16 protein-coding genes, 1 tRNA gene, 2 rRNA genes and 2 pseudogenes (1 of these 21 running past the window's edge) are annotated in these 18357 nt (G+C 65.4%); 6 read left to right on the top strand and 15 right to left on the bottom strand.

Annotated elements, in window-relative coordinates; translation table 11 throughout:
• From B0A89_RS02775 to B0A89_RS02750, 6 genes are all read left to right on the top strand, one after another.
• Positions 1-1414: ribosomal RNA gene (locus B0A89_RS02775) — 23S ribosomal RNA — on the top strand; it begins 1414 nt to the left of the window's first position.
• A 92-nt stretch (positions 1415-1506) separates the two neighbouring features.
• Positions 1507-1621, top strand: a 5S ribosomal RNA gene (rrf, locus tag B0A89_RS02770).
• Positions 1622-1710: 89 nt separating this feature from the next.
• Positions 1711-1787: transfer RNA gene (locus B0A89_RS02765), tRNA-Met, on the top strand.
• A 50-nt stretch (positions 1788-1837) separates the two neighbouring features.
• Positions 1838-2251: a hypothetical protein gene (locus B0A89_RS02760; protein WP_240558610.1), complete on the top strand. Its 414-nt coding sequence runs from the start codon at positions 1838-1840 to the stop codon at positions 2249-2251.
• 210 nt (positions 2252-2461) lie between these two features.
• Positions 2462-3967, top strand: coding sequence for an MFS transporter (locus tag B0A89_RS02755; protein ID WP_085376826.1), 1506 nt, complete (start codon positions 2462-2464; stop codon positions 3965-3967).
• Positions 3968-3977: 10 nt separating this feature from the next.
• Positions 3978-4499: a TetR/AcrR family transcriptional regulator gene (locus B0A89_RS02750; protein ID WP_036706857.1), complete on the top strand. Its 522-nt coding sequence runs from the start codon at positions 3978-3980 to the stop codon at positions 4497-4499.
• A gap of 306 nt (positions 4500-4805) precedes the next feature.
• Here the strand turns inward: B0A89_RS02750 and B0A89_RS15285 are convergent, their stop codons facing one another.
• The 15 genes and pseudogenes from B0A89_RS15285 to B0A89_RS02675 all read right to left on the bottom strand — a co-directional run bounded on the left by B0A89_RS15285 (position 4806) and on the right by B0A89_RS02675 (position 18224).
• The gene (locus B0A89_RS15285) at positions 4806-4934 is read right to left on the bottom strand and encodes a hypothetical protein (protein WP_276207438.1); all 129 of its coding nucleotides are present in this window, start codon (positions 4932-4934) and stop codon (positions 4806-4808) included.
• Positions 4935-4956: 22 nt separating this feature from the next.
• The gene (locus B0A89_RS02740; protein WP_043132454.1) at positions 4957-5175 is read right to left on the bottom strand and encodes a hypothetical protein; all 219 of its coding nucleotides are present in this window, start codon (positions 5173-5175) and stop codon (positions 4957-4959) included.
• The gene (locus B0A89_RS02735) at positions 5175-5834 is read right to left on the bottom strand and encodes a lysozyme (protein WP_085376825.1); all 660 of its coding nucleotides are present in this window, start codon (positions 5832-5834) and stop codon (positions 5175-5177) included. Before B0A89_RS02735 ends, B0A89_RS02740 begins: the two co-directional genes overlap by 1 nt.
• A gap of 65 nt (positions 5835-5899) precedes the next feature.
• On the bottom strand, positions 5900-6154 hold the full coding sequence (locus tag B0A89_RS02730; RefSeq protein WP_143796730.1) for a hypothetical protein: 255 nt from the start codon (positions 6152-6154) through the stop codon (positions 5900-5902).
• Between the two features lie 4 nt (positions 6155-6158).
• A complete protein-coding gene (locus B0A89_RS02725; protein WP_085376823.1) occupies positions 6159-6902 on the bottom strand; it encodes a DUF2793 domain-containing protein in 744 nt (247 codons plus the stop codon).
• A gap of 14 nt (positions 6903-6916) precedes the next feature.
• Positions 6917-9040: pseudogene (locus tag B0A89_RS15435) on the bottom strand (baseplate multidomain protein megatron); the annotation flags it as partial.
• Between the two features lie 567 nt (positions 9041-9607).
• Positions 9608-11428, bottom strand: a pseudogene (locus B0A89_RS15430) (baseplate multidomain protein megatron); the annotation flags it as partial.
• Positions 11429-11431: 3 nt separating this feature from the next.
• Entirely contained in the window at positions 11432-11869 is a 438-nt protein-coding gene (locus tag B0A89_RS02710; RefSeq protein WP_240558608.1) for an NlpC/P60 family protein, read from the bottom strand.
• Between the two features lie 62 nt (positions 11870-11931).
• The gene (locus B0A89_RS02705) at positions 11932-12816 is read right to left on the bottom strand and encodes a DUF2163 domain-containing protein (RefSeq protein WP_085376821.1); all 885 of its coding nucleotides are present in this window, start codon (positions 12814-12816) and stop codon (positions 11932-11934) included.
• The gene (locus tag B0A89_RS02700; RefSeq protein ID WP_085376820.1) at positions 12813-13439 is read right to left on the bottom strand and encodes a DUF2460 domain-containing protein; all 627 of its coding nucleotides are present in this window, start codon (positions 13437-13439) and stop codon (positions 12813-12815) included. The genes B0A89_RS02705 and B0A89_RS02700 overlap by 4 nt, the downstream gene beginning before the upstream one ends.
• On the bottom strand, positions 13439-15838 hold the full coding sequence (locus B0A89_RS02695) for a tape measure protein (protein ID WP_085376819.1): 2400 nt from the start codon (positions 15836-15838) through the stop codon (positions 13439-13441). Before B0A89_RS02695 ends, B0A89_RS02700 begins: the two co-directional genes overlap by 1 nt.
• On the bottom strand, positions 15831-15980 hold the full coding sequence (locus B0A89_RS15020; RefSeq protein WP_240558607.1) for a DUF7697 family protein: 150 nt from the start codon (positions 15978-15980) through the stop codon (positions 15831-15833). Before B0A89_RS15020 ends, B0A89_RS02695 begins: the two co-directional genes overlap by 8 nt.
• 83 nt (positions 15981-16063) lie before the next feature.
• Positions 16064-16501: a hypothetical protein gene (locus B0A89_RS02685; protein WP_085376818.1), complete on the bottom strand. Its 438-nt coding sequence runs from the start codon at positions 16499-16501 to the stop codon at positions 16064-16066.
• Positions 16502-16504: 3 nt separating this feature from the next.
• Positions 16505-17449, bottom strand: a complete 945-nt coding sequence (locus tag B0A89_RS02680) for a phage tail tube protein (RefSeq protein WP_036707001.1) — start codon at positions 17447-17449, stop codon at positions 16505-16507.
• Positions 17450-17492: 43 nt separating this feature from the next.
• A complete protein-coding gene (locus B0A89_RS02675; RefSeq protein ID WP_197055711.1) occupies positions 17493-18224 on the bottom strand; it encodes a phage antirepressor KilAC domain-containing protein in 732 nt (243 codons plus the stop codon).
• Positions 18225-18357 lie beyond the last annotated feature (133 nt).

The raw sequence follows: 18357 nt of genomic DNA, 5'->3' as shown, positions 1-18357 counted from the left end.
GCCGACCCCTAAGGCGAGGCCGAAAGGCGTAGTCGATGGGAACCAGGTTAATATTCCTGGGCCAGGAGATGGTGACGGATCCTTGATGTTGTCAGTCCTTACTGGATTGGTCTGGCAGCTGCGGGGTCCCTGGAAATAGCCCTCCACAAGATCGTACCCTAAACCGACACAGGTGGACTGGTAGAGAATACCAAGGCGCTTGAGAGAACCACGTTTAAGGAACTCGGCAAAATACCTCCGTAAGTTCGCGAGAAGGAGGCCCTGTTTGCAGGCAACTGTGGGCAGGGGGCACAAACCAGGGGGTGGCGACTGTTTACTTAAAACACAGGGCTGTGCGAAGCCGTAAGGCGACGTATACAGTCTGACGCCTGCCCGGTGCCGGAAGGTTAAAAGGAGGGGTGCAAGCTCCGAATTGAAGCCCCGGTAAACGGCGGCCGTAACTATAACGGTCCTAAGGTAGCGAAATTCCTTGTCGGGTAAGTTCCGACCTGCACGAATGGCGTAACGATCTCCCCGCTGTCTCAAACGTGGACTCAGCGAAATTGAATTGTCTGTGAAGATGCAGACTTCCCGCGGTTAGACGGAAAGACCCCATGCACCTTTACTATAGCTTCGCACTGGCATCAGGATTGTGATGTGCAGGATAGGTGGTAGGCTTTGAAGCGGGGACGCCAGTTCCCGTGGAGCCATCCTTGAGATACCACCCTTCGCACTCTTGATGTCTAACCGCGGCCCGTTATCCGGGTCCGGGACCCTGCGTGGTGGGTAGTTTGACTGGGGCGGTCGCCTCCTAAAGAGTAACGGAGGCGCGCGAAGGTTGGCTCAGAGCGGTCGGAAATCGCTCGTTGAGTGCAATGGCAGAAGCCAGCCTGACTGCAAGACTGACAAGTCGAGCAGAGTCGAAAGACGGCCATAGTGATCCGGTGGTCCCAAGTGGGAGGGCCATCGCTCAACGGATAAAAGGTACGCTGGGGATAACAGGCTGATGATGCCCAAGAGTCCATATCGACGGCATCGTTTGGCACCTCGATGTCGGCTCATCTCATCCTGGGGCTGGAGCAGGTCCCAAGGGTATGGCTGTTCGCCATTTAAAGAGGTACGTGAGCTGGGTTTAGAACGTCGTGAGACAGTTCGGTCCCTATCTGCCGTGGGTGTAGGATACTTGAGAGGAGTTGCCCCTAGTACGAGAGGACCGGGGTGAACGTTCCACTGGTGGACCAGTTGTCGTGCCAACGGCAGTGCTGGGTAGCTATGAACGGACAGGATAAACGCTGAAGGCATCTAAGCGTGAAGCCCCCCTCAAAACAAGGTATCCCTCGAGAGCCGTGGAAGACCACCACGTCGATAGGCCGGAGATGTAAGCGCAGCAATGCGTTCAGTTGACCGGTACTAATGGCTCGATTGGCTTGATTTGATCCGGAAGAAGACAGACCATCTGTCCTTCCCTCAAAAGCAACTTGGACAAGGCGTCCCCGAAAGGGGACACGCTGAGCGTTTCTTTCCCGGTCTGGTGGCCATAGCACGAGCGAAACACCCGATCCCATCCCGAACTCGGCCGTTAAGCGCCGTCGCGCCAATGGTACTGCGTCTCAAGACGCGGGAGAGTAGGTCACCGCCAGACCTGGAAAGAAACGCAATCCTCTCCGAACGATCCAATTCCCCGCAAAAAATCATCCAGCGGGAAAAACCAAGCCGCAGCCGCGGCACGGTCGCGGGGTAGAGCAGCCCGGTAGCTCGTCAGGCTCATAACCTGAAGGCCGCAGGTTCAAATCCTGCCCCCGCAACCAAATTTTACTAATAAATCAGCACGTTACGCCTCGCAACAAGGCGGGGCTTTTTGCCGTCCACCGACGACTCAACACCAACTCAACAAAAACGGGCTGCATGGGGAAACGGCGGCGAGACCGCGTCGCTGCAGGCGATTGACCCGGCTGACGGTAGGCGCATACTGGACAGATACCGACAAGCCGGGGTCCACCAGATGATCGAAGAAGAACCGAACATAGTCACGTCGGGCAAAAGCCAGCGTGTCATCATCGACGGCCATCCTTTCTCCATCGAAATCTACCGTGCTGAAACGGATCAGAACTGGATGCTTGAGGTCGTCGACCAGGATGGCACCAGCCACGTTTGGGACGATCAGTTCGCCTCCGACAAGGAGGCAAGAAACGCCGCTATCCAGGCAATCGAGGAAGAAGGCGCCGTCGCCTTCATGCGCGGTGATAATGTCATCCGGTTTCGGGGACGATGACGAGCGGCGCTGACACCGCCTGTCGACGTACGAACGGCCCGGAGCTGCCGTTCGACTTCATTGCAACGAAGGTCCACTTGGAGCCCAAAGCAGACGCCTAGATTGGTGTGATGCTGCAGCACAGCCCGCCGGTTGACACAAACAAAATCAGTCTAGCAAAACTATACAAACATGATAGTATAGTTAAGTGTTAGCCAAGGTGCATTGAAAATGACTGTATCCCCCCGCAACCGTTGGGCGGTTCTGGTGACTGTGGCGGCTGGTCTGCTGCTGATCACGCTGGACAACTCCATCCTCTATACCGCCCTGCCGACCCTGACCCGGGAACTGGGCGCGAGCCAGACCCAGGGTCTGTGGATCATCAACGCCTATCCTCTTGTCATGGCGGGGTTGCTTCTTGGGGCGGGCACGCTCGGTGACCGCGTCGGGCATCGTCTAATGTTTCTGATCGGGCTGGTCCTGTTCGGCATCGCCTCGCTGGTCGCGGCATTCGCGCCAACGGCCAATGTCCTCATCGCGGCCCGGGCCTTCCTTGCGGTCGGTGCCGCCGCAATGATGCCCGCCACGCTTGCCCTACTGCGGGTCAGCTTCACCGATGAGAAAGAGCGCAATTTCGCCATCGCGATCTGGGGCTCGATCTCGGTGATCGGCGTCGCACTCGGGCCAATCATCTCGGGCTTCCTGCTGTCCCATTTCTGGTGGGGATCGGTGTTCCTGGTGAACGTGCCGGTGGTGGCCCTCGCGTTCATCTCGACGCTGATTGTGGCACCGAGGGTTGCTCCCGACAGGTCGCGGCACTGGGATTTCGTCTCATCCGTGCTGGCGTTGGTTTCCCTAGCGGCGCTGGTGATCGCCATCAAGGAAACCGCTCATGCCGGGCAATCCTGGGCAGTCCCCGCCGCCGCAGCAGCCATCGGCCTGATCGCAACGCTCCTGTTCACGCGTCGGCAATCCCGGCTGGCGGACCCGCTCCTGAACTTTGCCTTGTTTCGCAACCCGGCCTTCCTTGCGGGCACTCTGGCTGCGGCCTTTGCCATGTTCGCCTTCGCCGGGCTGCAACTGGCAACCACGCAGCGCTTCCAGCTGGTCGCCGGCTTCACGCCCATGCAGGCGGGCATCCTTGTTTCGTTGGCAGCCATCGGGTCGCTGCCGACCGCAATGCTTGGTGGTGCCTTCCTGCACCGGATCGGGCTGCGCATCCTAATCGCGGGCGGGCTGGCGGTAGCGACGGTCGGTGTCCTGATCGCAACCTTGGGGATCAGCCACGGCATCGGTTGGCTGATCGCCGGATCGGTGCTTGCGGGTGCTGGGGTCGGGGCGGCCATGTCGGTGGCCTCCACTGCCATCGTCGGCAATGCGCCGGTGAAAAACGCCGGGATGGCAGCCTCGGTCGAGGAGGTTTCCTTTGAGTTCGGCAGTCTGATTGCCGTTGCCCTTTTGGGCAGCCTGATGGCGGCGGTCTATTCTCTGGGCGTTGTTTTGCCTGGGGGCATCGCTGCGGCGGCGCGCGACAGCCTGCCCAATGCTTTGTCGATTGCCGATGAGATGGGCGCCGATGGCATTGCGCTAAAACAGGCCGCGTCAACGGCGTTTGACCGCGCTTTCCTGATGGTGATGTATGTCGTCGCGGGTGTCATTGCGCTTGGTGCGCTGTTCACCGGCGTATTACTGCGGTCCTATGGACCGGGTTCGCAGTCTTCGCACTATCCGCATTGAGGAGATCACGATGAGAGAGAGCAACCGTGACAAGATCCTCGATGGGGTGGTGCGGCTGATCGAGCGGGATGGGGTCACAGCGGTCACCTTCGACGCTGTGGCTGCAGAAACCGGCATAACCCGGGGAGGGATCATCTATCACTTCTCCTCCCGTGATGAGCTAATCCTAGCCACGCACCAGCACCTTGCCCGGCAATGGGAGGCGCAACTGCTCAGTCTTACACCGGACCCGGACCTGCCCGCCGACCGCTACAAAGCCTATGTGCAAAGCTGCAGCCGGGATGCCACCCGGGCCGAGCTGCTGATGATGCTGGAAAGCGCCGGGGATGAACGGTTGGCTCAGGTGTGGTCAGAAGTGATGGATCATTGGGCACCACCGGCTCCGCAGGTGGATGATCCTGTGGGCCGAGCAAACTTCTTGGCGCGGATTGCAGCTGACGGGCTTTGGGCTCACCGGGCCATGGGCGGACGACCGCTGTCGCCGGAGGTCAAGGCGATGGTGACCGACTCGCTGCTGAGAATGATGGAATAGTGGTCGACGCCAACGCGACCGTCCGCTTTGTCCGCATTGCTGACCTCCATCCTTTGCGCAGCGACCGTCCGCTCTCCGCCCCTTTATGACGTTCGGCGGTAGGATGACCTGCGGTATGTCTGGCACTGTCCAGGGGGCCCAACTGTGCCTGTTTTGATGCGCGACAGAGGTGGTCTGCTCATGCGACCATGCCCGCGCAGCGAATCCCTGCCGCTTTTTGAAACCGTGAAGCCGTGAACCGGGCCGGGCATGATGCTGTGGTCGAGGTGTTTGGCGCTTCCCGCAGGGCTGTGCCCGGCCCGGCTATCACCTGCAGGCCCGTGCCTGATCACGCAGTACGGCGTAATCGCTCATCATTCGTACCAGCACCGCACTTTCCGGCAGGGCCTCGACTTCGGCCGCGGCGCGGGTCTGCTCGGCGGTGCTGTATTCCACCACGGGCGGGCAGGGGGCGTTGTCAGAACTTTCCGTCGCGCAGCCGCTCAGCGAGAGCATCGCGATCATGAGGGCGGCGGCTGGCGGCATCGAGCATCCTTTGACGCGCATCATTGGTCCTTTCCAGATTTTCGAGGCGTTCGTTGGCGCGCCCGGCCTTCTCGCCGCTGCGCCGCGCGCCGAGGATGAACAGGATGGCGGCGGCGGCGATGGCCAGCCAGGACTTGAAGCGGGCCAGCATCACGAGGCCCGCCTGATCAGCCGGAACAGCACCCAGGCCCCGGCCATGACGATCAGCGCTGCCAGCGCGAAGGAGACCGGCCCGTCGCCCTGCAGCGTCCCGGTCAGCCCGGCCAGCGCGCCGCCCGCCGCTGTCAGCACTTCCGGCGTGACCAGCTTTTCGACCAGGGGCGGGACTGCGGCCTCGACCGTGCGCGACGAGACAAAACTGCCCTTCGACCACAGGCCGATCTCGGCCGCGCGGCGGTTGACCAGCCCGGTCATCTTCTTGCCGTCATTATAGACCCATCGCGCAAGCTGATCGGGCACGGCATCATGATCGCCGGCATTCAGCTTTCTGAGCAGGGTGGAACCAGCGAACTGCCCCTCGCCGATGTTGAAGACGAAGCTGGTCAGCGCCGCCCTTTGCCCATCGGTGAGCGGCACCTTGACCAGCCGGCGCAGGATATCCTCGGCCTCGCCCAGATCGTGCTCCAGCGCGGCCTCGGCCTGTGCCTCGGTGATCTTCAGGCCCTTGTGGACTGTCATGAAGCGGTCCGAGGTGTGCCCGTAACCGATGCTCCAGGGGGTGCCGTCCTTGCTGCCGGGATCGGGATAGGCCTCCAGCCGCAGGCCCTCCCAGCGCTTGACGTGCTCGATGGTTTCTTTCGCCACAGACATGGTTCTCTCCATAAAAAATACCCCGCGCGCTGGCGGGGTGGGTGGATGGTCGGGTTGGGCGTCGGTCAGTCGCGGGCGGGACCGCTGCGTTCCAGCAGGCGTTTGATGTCGGCGCGCATCTCGCGCAGCATCTCGTTCTGTTCCTTGCGGGTTTCCGAGATCGCCTGGCGGTCGGCGTCGAGCTGCTTTTCCAGCCTTGAGATCTCGCGCAGGGCGGTTTTGGAGGCACCTTCAAGACGGACCAGCCAGACGCCCAGCCCGGTTGCCGCCATGATCGCGCCCCACCATTCGCGGATGCTGTCCATGAGGTTCTCTCCCATGGGTTCAGTCCGGCGCGGCGCAGGTCAGGTAATGGATGGCAATGCGCACCGCGCCGCCGGCAAAGCTGCCGCCATTGGCGGTGAGGCGCACGGGCGTGTCGGCATAGAACGCCGTCGGGCCGATGACGCCGATATTGCTGCTGCCCACGGCGACGCCGAGCGCGCCGCCGAACTTCGAGGGCTCGCCGTTGACGCCGCAGTCGAAGGAGCTGGCGCCCAGCACCGCGGTCACGGTCCGCACGGATACGCCGAGCACGATGGCGCGGTTGGGGATCACGATGGTCGAGTCCCGGCTGGCCCCGGAAAGGCCGGAGAGGGTTTCTTCCCGCACTGCGATGCCGGTGGTCGCGCCATTTGCCTCCCGCGCCACGGCGACCGAGGCTGCCTGCGCGATGAAGCCCATGGCATCCACAACCGGGATCCACGCCGATCCGGTCCAGACGATGGCCTGCGCCTCGTCCTCGATCCAGGCCATCCAGCCGGGCGCGGGCAGGATCCGCATCCAGGCGCCGTCGATCCAGTAGGCGATGCTGCGGTCCCAGCCAGCCCACGCGCCCGTCGCGCCACTGGCTGCGATATAGCGGTCGCCTTCGGCCGGACTTGCCGGCGGCGCGGTCAGATCGCGGTCGAGAACGGATAGCTGCACGATGCCGTCGAGCAGTCGTAGCGCCTCGTTCATGGTCACGTGCTTCTGGGCCTGCGCGGCCATGATGAAGGGCAGCGCGAGATGCGCTGTGGTGTCAGGCATGGGTTGTCTCCTGTTTAGAACCAGAGGGTGGTGACAGGGGCCGCCCCGGCACCGAACGCCTGCCCGATCTGGGCAATGCGGATATCGAGGGACGCACCGGGGGCGAGCGGCGCGCCCCAATCGGCGGTTTGCTGCGCCGCAGTGTAGACCACGCTGGCGGTCACAGTCGTCAAGGATCTCTTGACAACTGCGCCGTTGAGGATCTCGACCCGCCAAGACTCGCCAGCCTCGGACATCGGGATCTCGACCGCGTTCCAGCTGTCGGCGGCGAGCGAGCGGTCGCGACGGATCCAGCGGATGGTCAGGTCGCCGGGGCTGCGCGCGCGCCGCCAAGGCTGCTCGACATGCACGGGCGCGAACGGGCGCAGACCCGTGCCGCGTAGTGTGAAGGCCCGCGCGGTGAAGCTGTCGTCGCTGACCGGCCGCGAAGATGGCCCGACGCGCCAGTTCCACGGCATGCCCAGATCGGCCTGGCTCACCGGCAGCGGGGCCAGCGCTGCGTCCAGCACCACCACCCGCGCCCCGGCCGGCACCGCCGCTGCCATGTCGGCCTCCGTGCCGCGCTGACCGCGCAGCAGCCGCGAGAGCCGATAGCGGCCGGCGGCGATCAGTTCGGCGGCGCCGAATTGCAGGATCTCCCAGCCGCCGCCCGGCTGCGCGACGGCGAGCGCGTTCTCGCCAGCGAACAGGCGCAGGTCGGTGACGCTCTCGAGGGTGCCTGACAGCAGGTCGAGATAGACCGAGTTGCCGTAGTCGAACCGAGAGGTTGGGCCGGCATGGAGATCGGCCACCAGTTCGCCCATGCGCGCCCGGGTGCTGACTGTGGTCAGCAGTTCGAAGCCGGAAGCCTCGGGGCTGCGGAACACCGCCATCTGGCCCGGCCAGGGGCGGGCATGGGTGGCGATCAGCGGGTGGTGTGGCGCGAGATCCTCGCGCAGTTGCGGCAGGTTCAGAAGTTCGACCAGCGGCGCACCGAACACGACCGGCCGGGCAAGCGCAGCCTGGCGAGGGCTTCCGGGCGGCAGGTCATAGGCATCCCGGTCCTGGCGGATGGTCTCGATGCTGCGGGCCTCGGCATCGGAAACCGTGAGGATGCGCATCTCGGCAAGCCGTCCGTCGTGATCCAGCGCGATGACATCGCCGGGATCCAGCGCCAGCATCGAGGGCGGCAGGCTGAAGGCTCCGGTCTCGCGGCCGATCCATGCCTCCATCAGCGCCCGGCGGCAGCGCCGGTCGGCTTCCTCGGGCGGCACCGCCATCGGAAAGCTGTCCGAGGATACCCTGCTGGCGCTCACGGCAATGCGGCGGGACTCGACGGTGATGCCGTCATAATCCTCGTCCGCGCGCGCCACCTGCCATTTCAGGGCCTGCGGCAGTTCAGTCTCCTGGCCGCGCGCCAGTTCCATCACGTCGCTCCGGCCCGCCGCCATGCCGTCCAGAGCGACGGTCGCGACCGGCGCGCGCCCGCGCATGACGAAGCGAATGCGCCCCTCGCTCTCGACGGCATCGAAGCCGAAATGCCGCGCCAGCATGGTGATCGAGGTCCGCGGCGATTCCAGGGCCGAGATCACATAGCCGTCCGCCGCGCCGGTGAGGCCCGAGACATCGATCCACGCCGAGGGCATGCCGGCGCGCAGGCAGAGATCACGCACCAGCGCCGCCAGCGACACCGCGCCCAGCCGCCCGGTCAGCCAGTGGCCCAGCCGCCAGTTGTCGCCATCCGCCCATATGTCCCCGAGTTGCGGGAAGAACGGATAAGGCCGGGCATCCCAGGTCCATGCCGCGCATTCCGCCACCTCGACCATGCGGCCGGCATATCCGGTCGAGACCGGGTTGTTTGCGGCGTCACCCCAGAACAGGTAGGTCGCTTCCAGATAGGCTCGCTGGACGGCATCGTCGCGCCAGCCGCGCGAGAACCAGGGCACGAAGGATTCCGAGGATTTCGGGTCATGAAACACGTTCGGCTGGTTGGGGCCGCGATCCACGGCAGGGCAACCGAGTTCGGTAAACCGGATCGGCTTCGACTGCGGCAGCCATGCGGTCGGGGACGCTGCGGGGATCCCGCCCGGCCGGTTGCGATGCGGGTTCGACCACCAGCCGCGGATGTCCTTGTAGCGGAAGATCCACGGCTCGGGTGCCACCGCCGGCAAGGTCGCGAAACTCGGGACCGCGCCCGACCATATGCTGAGATTGCTGACCAGCGTTCCCGGCCAGGGGAGTGCTGTCGTGACGGTGCTGGACCCCGACACCGGGCCGTTGGCAAGGCCATATCCCCCGCCGTTGTTGGCGGCCCATGTGCCGGATACGGACCCGCCGAAGCTTGCCGTGGCCGCGACATTCCCGTCGACAGCAAAGCCGATCTCGCCGCTTGCCATGTCGAACCATGCGACCAGATCGGCGGTCCTGCCAGCGAGCGAGGCGGCAGGGGTAGAGGCCATCCTTGTCTGTCCGATGGCCGAGAATATCTCGTGCAGGATCAGCTGACCGCCAGCCAGGCCGAAGAACATGCCGCTGCTCAGGTTGCCGATCTCGAAAACAATACCGTCCGCGATCAGGGTTGGGAACTGAACCCGGCAGGATAGGGTGATGCTGGCACTCCGATATGGCACCGTGGTGGTGAAACTGGCGCCGGGACTTTGGCTGATGCCGGGTGCTGCAACAGGCATCGCGGTGATGACCTTGCCGCCGGCGCCCGGTGTGATGCTGTCCTCGATCTGCGTGCGGTTCTGCGCGATCCGGTCGCCCTCGCTGGCATAGTACCAGTCGAAGCCCTCGCCGCCGGCAATGTTCGATTGCAGATAGGCGCGGTCGTAGATCGACGGCCATGCCAGCGCATCGAGATGCTCCCAGCCATCGCGCCAGTCGGAAAGCGGCATGTAATTGTCGATACCGATGAAATCGACATTGGCATCCGCCCAGAGCGGGTCGAGGTGGAAGAACACGTCGCCCGAGCCATCGCCCGGGTGGTGCCCGAAATACTCCGACCAATCGGCGGCATAGCTGATCTTAGTGCCCGGCCCGAGGATCGAGCGGACGGCAGCGGCCAGCGATTGCAACGCGGCAACCGCCGGATAGGTCGATGCCCCGGATCTGATCGAGGTCAGCCCGCGCATTTCCGAGCCGATCAGGAAGGCGTCCACACCACCCGCCGCCGCACAGAGATGGGCGTAATGCAGGATCATGCGCCGGAAGCCCCAATCCGTGCCGCCGGTCCACGTCACGCTGTCGCCGCTGACTGCGAAATCCGAGGGCTGGGCATTGCCGAAGAAGGCATCGACCTGCGCCGCGGCGGCGGCGGTCTTGTCCACGGTTCCGGCGAAACCGGCGGCAGGTGAGCAGGTGATCCGCCCGCGCCACGGCAGCACCGACTGGCCGATGGTTGCGGCATAGTCGGACCAGGGATCCGGCAGGGTGTTGCCGGCCGGGACATCCATCATCAGGAACGGATAGAAGGTCACCTTGAGCCCGCGCGCCTTCATCTCGCGGATGGCCTGCAGCACCGAGAAATCCGCTGGCGTGCCACCATAGATCGGCCGCCCCTGATCGTCCTGACTGACCACCAGCGCATCGCCGCGGCTCACGCCGTTGACGCTCCACGAAGGCGTGGTGTTCTTCTGCGCCATTTCGACCTTCGGGCGGATCGTGCAGCTTCCGGCGCGCAGATCGTCGCCGAACCAGGACACCACCAGCGAGGCGCTTTCGACCTTTGGCACCATGGCTTCCAGCCGGTCCAGCGAAACCACCATGTCGGCGGTTCCGGCCATGGCGTTGACATTCTCGGCCGCGCTGTCGCCGTCCCCGGCCTTGCGCACGATCTGGGTTGCGTAGGACCATTCTCCCGACGCCGGGATAACGGTGACCGCGGGCACCAGCCCCTCGGCGGTGTCGGCATCGTCCAGAGGCCGGAAGACCTCGAAGGACAGTTGCGGCAGGCGGTTGCCGAAGCGCGCCAGCGGCAGTTCCTCGAACACCACATAGGCGGTGCCGCGATAGGCAGGCGTGTTCCCCACCCCCATCTTCGCCGCGATGAAGGGGTCGGGGGCCTGTGCCTCGTTGCCCGAATACCAGCGCCACGTCGCCTCGCTGAGATCCACGATCTCGCCATCAGCCCAGATGCGGCCAATGCCGGTGATCGTGCCTTCGCAGAGCGCGACCGCGAAACTGGCATAGTAGAGGTACTCGGTCGTGGTGACCTTCTGCCCGCCGCCTTTGCCGCCCCCCTGGCGGTGAACATTGGTTTCCTCGCGGAAGTCGGTCGCCCAGATGATATTGCCGCCGATGCGCATGCGGCCATAGAGCCGCGGGATTACCACGCCTTCGGTCGCCGAGGTGACGCGCAGGCTGTCCATGCGCGCGCCCTCGATGCGCTGGCCGGGCAACATCGACGAGACGATCCAGCTGTCGACCATCGAGCCGATGCCGGAGCCGATCATGCCGCCGATGGCAGCGCCGGAGAGGCCGAGGATCGTGCCGCCGAAGCCGCCGCCGATGGCGGTGCCGACCGCGCCGAGAAGGATGGTTGCCATGAGTCAGGTCTTCTTCTTGTGCAGGGCGCGAGCCGGGCGCGGGAACAGGAATGCGAAGGCAATGCGCCGCCGCCATGCGGTGGTGAGCGGCTCCTCGATCACGCCGAGCCGCTCGTAGCTGTGGACGAATGCGCCCTCGCCGGTCAGGATCCCGACATGCTTGACGATGGCGCCCGCGCGCATGCGGAACAGCACCACCGCGCCCGGCCCGGCCTCGGCCGGGTCGATGCGGATCATCACCCGGCCGGCATTCTCGGCCAGCACCTCGCGGCTGCCGATCTCGCCCCAGTCGCGGCTGTAGGGCGGCACCGGCAGCGTCTCGCTTCCGACCACTTCGCGCCAGATGCCGCGCGCCAGCCCGAGGCAGTCGCAGCCGACGCCCTTGACGCTGGCCTGATCGTGATAGGGCGTGCCGAGCCAGCCGCGCGCGGCGGCGATCACGGATCGGGGATCGGCGGGCCGGGCATCAGATGCTGCATGCGGTGCAGCAACTGCCGCGCCTCTCACAGCACCGCCCCCTCGTGCCCGCCATCCGCCGTGGCGTAGCGGACAACCGCGTCCTGGCCGGGGATATGCGGGAAGCCGCGGAAGTTGGCGATGTTGCTGAACTTGGCCGCGCAGGTCGCGCTGCGCTTGTCGCAGCCGGCGCGGATGGTGAACGCATTGCCGCCCGCGACCGCGCGCACAGGCGCTTCCAGCAGCGTGATGGTGACCACGCCGGAGGCGATCTCGTGCAGCATCACTTCGGCCAGCCGACCGCTGTTCGGGCCGCTCGTCCATTCCAGATGACCGAAGCTGAACCAGCCGCTGGCGAAGCCACCGAGGCCGGAGGCGGTGAAGGCGCCGTCGCGGATCGGATCGACCACCGCGCCGGTGCCGCGATAAGCGGCGGCGGCAATGTTCACCCCGCATCGGCTGTCGCCCAGTGCCGCATCGCAGGTGCCCTGATAGACCCGGCCGACCGTCTGACCCAGCACATGCGCCATGCTGCGCACCTCGGCGACGAAGGACATGCGCCCGCGCCGCAACTCGCCGATGGCGCCGCGCCGGATCAGCACCCGCTGGCCGAGGGCGTTCCAGTTCACCCGCCAGACCTCGACCAGTGCGTTGTCCCAGCGCCCGTCCAGAATATCGGTCTCGGTGATCCGGCCCGAGGTCAGCGCTCCCTGCGCATCCTGGGAATCCACCGACAGATCCGAGCCGGCCCGGATCTCGGATGCCGAAAGCCCGCTTTCCGGCTCATAGTCCGTGCCGCCGAAGACAAGCGGGCAATCATGATCGGTAAAACCGAAGCTCTGGCCATCGGCGCGGGTGATCTTCCAGCACCAGGCCAGCGTGGTGGTGCCATCGTCCAGATGCGCCTGCAGGGCAGGAGGGAGCGTTTTCATCGGCGGATTTCCACGAGCGGGATGGAGGTGATCGAGCCGAGCCGCTCGATATCGAGGGTGACGTCGAGCGCGTCACTGTCGAAGCGGACGGGCACGTCGAATTCGAACCCCGCGCGGACGGTGACGCCAGCGGCGGGTGCGGTTCCGAATGTAACGACACCGGTCGTCGTATCGACCGACCAGCCGGAAAGCTGCTCGACGCCGCCAAGCGCCAGCCTGACGCTGTCCGCGACCGGCCTGGTGATCGAGCGGGTCCAGGACTGCGCCCCGGAGGCATACCGCTTCACAAGCTGGAACGCGGTTGCGGTTCCGTTGCCGGTCCCGAGCAACTGGTCCTGGTGCGTCACCACCGCCGATGGCTTGCAGGATTTGTGATCGCCCCAATCCTTGAAGCGGAAGCCGTGCAGCCGCCCGTTGCGGGCCTCGAAGAATTGTACCACGGCGTCGAGATCGTCGGCGCGGCGGATGCCATAGGAGACGTCATAGCGGCGGCGCGAGTTGGCCCAGCTGGCGTTGCGTTCCTCGTCGCCGGAGGCCAGTTCCACGATCTGGGTGCGTCGCTCCGGCCCGCCGCGCGCACCGCGGCTGATATTGTCCGGGAACCGGACATCGTGAAAAGTCATTACACCCCTCTCCTTCCCATGGCGACGGCCCGCGCGATATCTGCCGAAATCTGTGCTCGCGACTGCCGGAAGCTCTCGGCATCGCGGGCGTTGATGTTGATGGTGACGCCGCCCCAGTAACCCGCCGCTTCGCGGCGCGAGAGCACCCGCTCGCCCTTCTGCAGGATCGCCGGCACCTCGTCCGAGCGCAGGCCCGCCCAGCCGCCGGAATGCATCCGGGGCGCATTGGCGAAGGCCATGGCCGAGACCATGCGGGACGGCGCTGCACCGCCGACCATGCCGCCGGCATGGAGGATCGGCACATTCAGCCCCGGCATGAAGCCCGACAGAATCCCGGCCAGCGGCCCGAGCAGGAACCGGCGCGCGCCCAGCTTCGCCATGTCGGCCAGCATCGAGGTCACGAGGTCGCGGAAGTTCAGCTTGCCGGTCTTCACGAACTCGCCGACCGCATTCTCGGCGCTCTGGAACGCTCCGACCAGCGCGTTGCCGATATCACCGCTGATGTCGCGGGCCTTCTGGGCATAGTCGGAGAGCGGGGCGATAACCGCATCCCAGCCCTGTTTCGCCTGTTCCGCGCCGTTTGTAGTGTCTTCGCCGGCTTTCTTGCCAGCCGCACCGGCCCGGCCCGCAGCGCCACCGGCGCGATCCATGGCGCCGGCAACCCGGTCGGCCGCGCCAGCCGCATCGTCCAGCGCGTTCGCGCCATCCTCGCCTGAGGCGGTGACCGCATCCTTCAGCGCCTGCCAGCTTTCCAGCGGCGCGACCGCCGCCGCGCCCAGTGCCTGCGCGGCGTCGAGATGGGCGGAGGCTGCCGCGGCCGCCTGATCGGCAAGATCACCGAACAGGTCGGGGGGCTTGATGTAGCTCCGGTCCCAGGCATCGGCGAATGCGCCTGCCGCGGCGCTCCCTGCATCAGATGCGGATCCCTCGAACGGGTTGTCGATGCGGCCGATGTTGAACGGGTCCAAGGTTCCGATCTGCGCTCCGCCTTCGCCGACAGCCCATTCGGGCAGCATGGCGAGGGCGGCGTTGATGCCGGAGATGAAACTGTTGATCCGGGTGACGACGCCGTTCAGCATCGCCTCGACCCCGGCGATAAACCCGTTCGCCGCCTTGAACGCCAGATCGCCAATGGCATCCGGCAGCAATGCCCAGATCGCCTTGATCGCCTCAAACCCGCCGTGCCAGACCGCAACATATCGGTCCACGGCGGTGACGCCCCCGGTCACGATCAGGTCGAGCACCGTGAACACATAGGCGCGATAGCCATCCCAGGCCGCATTGAGCAGCGCGAACGATGCCTGGAAGGCCAGGACGATGCGCTGGCCGACCTCCTTTGCGACATCGCCTAGCAGCTTGAACGCCGTGCCGATGCCGCCGACTGATTTGACCAGCGAGGAAAACTGGTAGATCAGCTCGCCCGCCGCGACGATCAGCGCGCCGATGCCGGTGCGGATCAGCGCCCCCCGCAGCACGGTCAGCGCCGTGGACAGCGAGAAGGTCGCGACACGGGCGGCGACAAAAGCCGCCACCCAGCGCCCGGCCATGAAGCCGGCGAAGGCAATCGCGAGCGAGGCGAGGCGTTCGATATTGTCCGCGACAAGGATCAGCACAGAGGCGACGGTGGAGGAGGCACCCAGAAGCTGATCCCAGCTGCCAACCAGTTGCAGCGCCGCATTGCCGATCAGCGTGAACGCGTCGCCGATGGTGGCCGGCATGGAGTCCGCTTCCTCGCGCAGCAGCTCCAGATTGCCGACCAGCGCGGTGCGGATCACCTCGCCGGTGATCGCGCCCTGCGTTCCCATCACTCGCAGGCCGGAAACCGTGGTGCCAAGTTCCGCCGCCAGCAGTTCGGCCACCCGGCCGCCGGTCTGAATCACGGTATTGAGGTTGTCGCCCGACAGGCTGCCCAGCGCCATCGCCTTCGAGAGCGCGTTCTGGACCGAGGCCGCGCGCTCGGCCTTTGCGCCCGAGACCACCATGGCGTTGTTCAGCGCCTCGGTGAAATCGAGGCTCTCGGCGGTGGAAAGTCCGAGTTCGCGCAGGGCGGTGGCGTTCGAGAGCCAGCTTTCGGTCGTCTGCTCGATTCCCGAATAGGTGCGCCGCGCCATCTGCGCGAGCCGGTCCATGACGGCGGCGCCCTTCTCCTGCGACCCGGTCGCCAGATCGACCCGCGAGCGCAGATCGGTCCAGGTATCGGCATATTGCGCGACCTGGCGGATGCTGAGCGCGCCAGCCGCGATACCGGCGAGGCGGCGCAACATGACGCCGGCCGTGTCCACCTCCTTCGACAGCTTCTGGAAGCTGGCGGCGCCAGCATTGCCGACGCCCTCCAGTTCCGCCCGGACCTGCCGGCCGTTCTCGGCCACCAGCCGGACGGATACTTTTTTCTCAGCCATCCTGGCGGCCTTCCTCGATCTTCTGGTTGGTCTTGCGGATCATTTCCGCCTCGATCACCGGCAGCAGTTCCACGACCGCCAGCGGTGCAATGCCAAGGGCGCGGCCCATTTCCAGCGCCGTGCCCATGTCCCAGCCCAGCACCGCGCCGGGGATCGCCCGGACCTGCCCGCTCAGCCTCCCGGCCAGATCCCAGACCTGCCAGCCCTCTTGCGTTTCGGGACTGTTCAGCCGGGCAGGGCAGTCGGGGCAGTGTCCGGGGCAGGCTGCGCAATATCGCTCGCCCCCGCCGAAATGCCATTCGGCGAGGGCGCGGAGCCGTTTTTTTCCGCATCCAGCACCAGATAGGGGCCCAGAACCTTTTCCTGGAATGCCTCGAACACCGGCCAGATGTTCAAGAGCGCGTCGATGCCTTCGGGCGTCACCGGAAGGTCGATGCCCTCGGCATCGCCGACGCCCGACCATTCGGTAATCACCATTCTGGCGACGGCCTGCGCCATGGCCACGGCCAGCACTTCCTTCGGCGCACCCGCGTCGAGGGTATCGAGGGAGACATCGGAGCGCGCGGCGGCCATGATGGATGTGGTGATCGGGGCGACCCGGATCATCAGGCCGGGCAGGAGGTCGATCCAGCGCGGCTCGGTGGTAAGGTTCAGACGGATCATGGTTCAATATTCCTCGGTGTTGTTGACAAGGGTGATGGTTGCCATGCGCGCCGGGCTGGACCCGCGCGCCGCCTGCCAGTCGAAGCTGGCCTGAATGCCCTGCGGCCCGCTGATCTCGATGCGGGGGCGGGGTAGATAGACGGCATGGGCGGTGACGGTCAGGCTTTCGCCACTGGTCAGGGTGTATGCGAACTCCAGTTCGCACGGCCCGCCGGCGATGGCCTGGTTCATCAGCACCATATCGGCAAAGCGCAGCTCGATCTGGCCGTTCAGCGCGGCGATGGAGGGATCCGCGCCGTCGATCATGCCGTCGCTGCGGATGGTCTCGATCCGGTCGAGGTTGTTGGCATAGGTGATCTGGGCCGAGATCACGTTGCCCAGCGCCGCGCCGTTCCTCGTGACCTGTCCGTTGAAGTGCCCGAAGCGCAGCAGGTCGAGATCGGTGGGCGTGCCGGCCTGCGAGGTGCTGGCCACGGTCTCGCCCTGTGCCACAAGCTGGGCGCTGGCGGTCAGCAGCCCCGAACGCTGCATGGTCCAGCTGAGCTGATTGACCATGACGCCGGAATACATGGCAAAGCGCGGCACCTCCGGCATGCCGGTCTCGATCGCCATCGACGGCAGGGTCCAGTTGCCTGAGCGGAACTCATGCGTATAGGGTCCCGGCGCGGTTCCGGTCGTGACCGGCGCCCCGAACGCGGCCTTCAGCCAGAAGCCGAAACCCTCGGCATCGATGGGGATGGTCAGATCGCCATCCGCGGTGATCGCATCCTTGACCGGGGCCAGCGGGTCCCGGCCATATCCCAGCAGCTCCGAGCCGAGCAGCGGCTGTTCGGCGCTCAGCGTCGAGGATGCGAAGGGCAGGCGGGTGAAGCCGCTGACGGGGGCGGTGCCATAAACAGTCTCGAACGCAGCCGCGAGTTGCGACCGCGCACCTTGGGCGCGTGCCATGGAAGGTTCCTTTCTATGGAAGCGATCCCGTGCCGGGACCGGGTCAGTGCAATGGCGGCTTGACCAGCGCGGCCAGCCTGGTGAGGCCCTTGGCGGTCACCCGCACCTGCTCGGTGACCTTTTCCGAACCATCGGCGCGCAAGACAGTGGTGATCCTGTGCTCGAGCAGGCTGGTCGCGGTCTTGCTGTGGTAGCCGAGAAAGCTCGCGCCGCCGGGGCGTTTGTAGATCCAGCCATTTTCCTGCAGCCAGAGAAACAGGTCTTTCGGGCGCATCTGCAAAAGCTTGGCGGCGTTGGTGATGCAGAATGACCCATCCGCCTGCGCGATCCGGTCCAGCTTCTCCTGTGCGGGCAGCAGCGCCTGCACTTTCTCTTGCAGGGCCACATGCTGTTCGCTGTAGCTGAGTAGCAGCGCCCGCAGCTGCGCCGGGTCGTTGAGGTCGGTGGCCGGGGCGCGGGCCACTTGCTCTTCCAGTTCCTGCCAGCGGTCGACCAGCCTTGCGGTGAACTCGGGCGAGAGCTGCGCCACGACAATGATGCTGTCGCGTTTCTCGAGCCGATAGACGGAAGTCGTGCGCAGACGGCCCAATGCATCCATATCCTGTTCATCCCCCATTGGGGGTTGGACGATGACACCGCGTGCGGCCAGCCGCTCGATGGATTGCTTTACCTTGTCATGGCGGCTTTCGAGAAGCTCGGCGATTTCGCGCGAAGACATGGTGAGCGGGCTGGCTTCCTGCGGGCCGGCTGGCAGATGCGAGATCATGGTGCTCATTTCTTTCTCCTGATATTCGATGCGGACCGGGGATTCGGGCCTGAATCAGACAGGCACATCCGCCCGACCGGCGGCGCGGCGCAGACCGGCGCGGCAAGGCCGGATTCCGCGCCGGTCCGGCCTTGTTCGCATC

Origin of the sequence: Paracoccus contaminans (genome assembly GCF_002105555.1) — a bacterium.
Classification (GTDB): Bacteria; Pseudomonadota; Alphaproteobacteria; order Rhodobacterales; family Rhodobacteraceae; genus Paracoccus; species Paracoccus contaminans.
The sequence above is the reverse complement of the archived record's forward strand: the minus strand, read 5'-3'. Positions and strand labels throughout refer to the sequence as shown.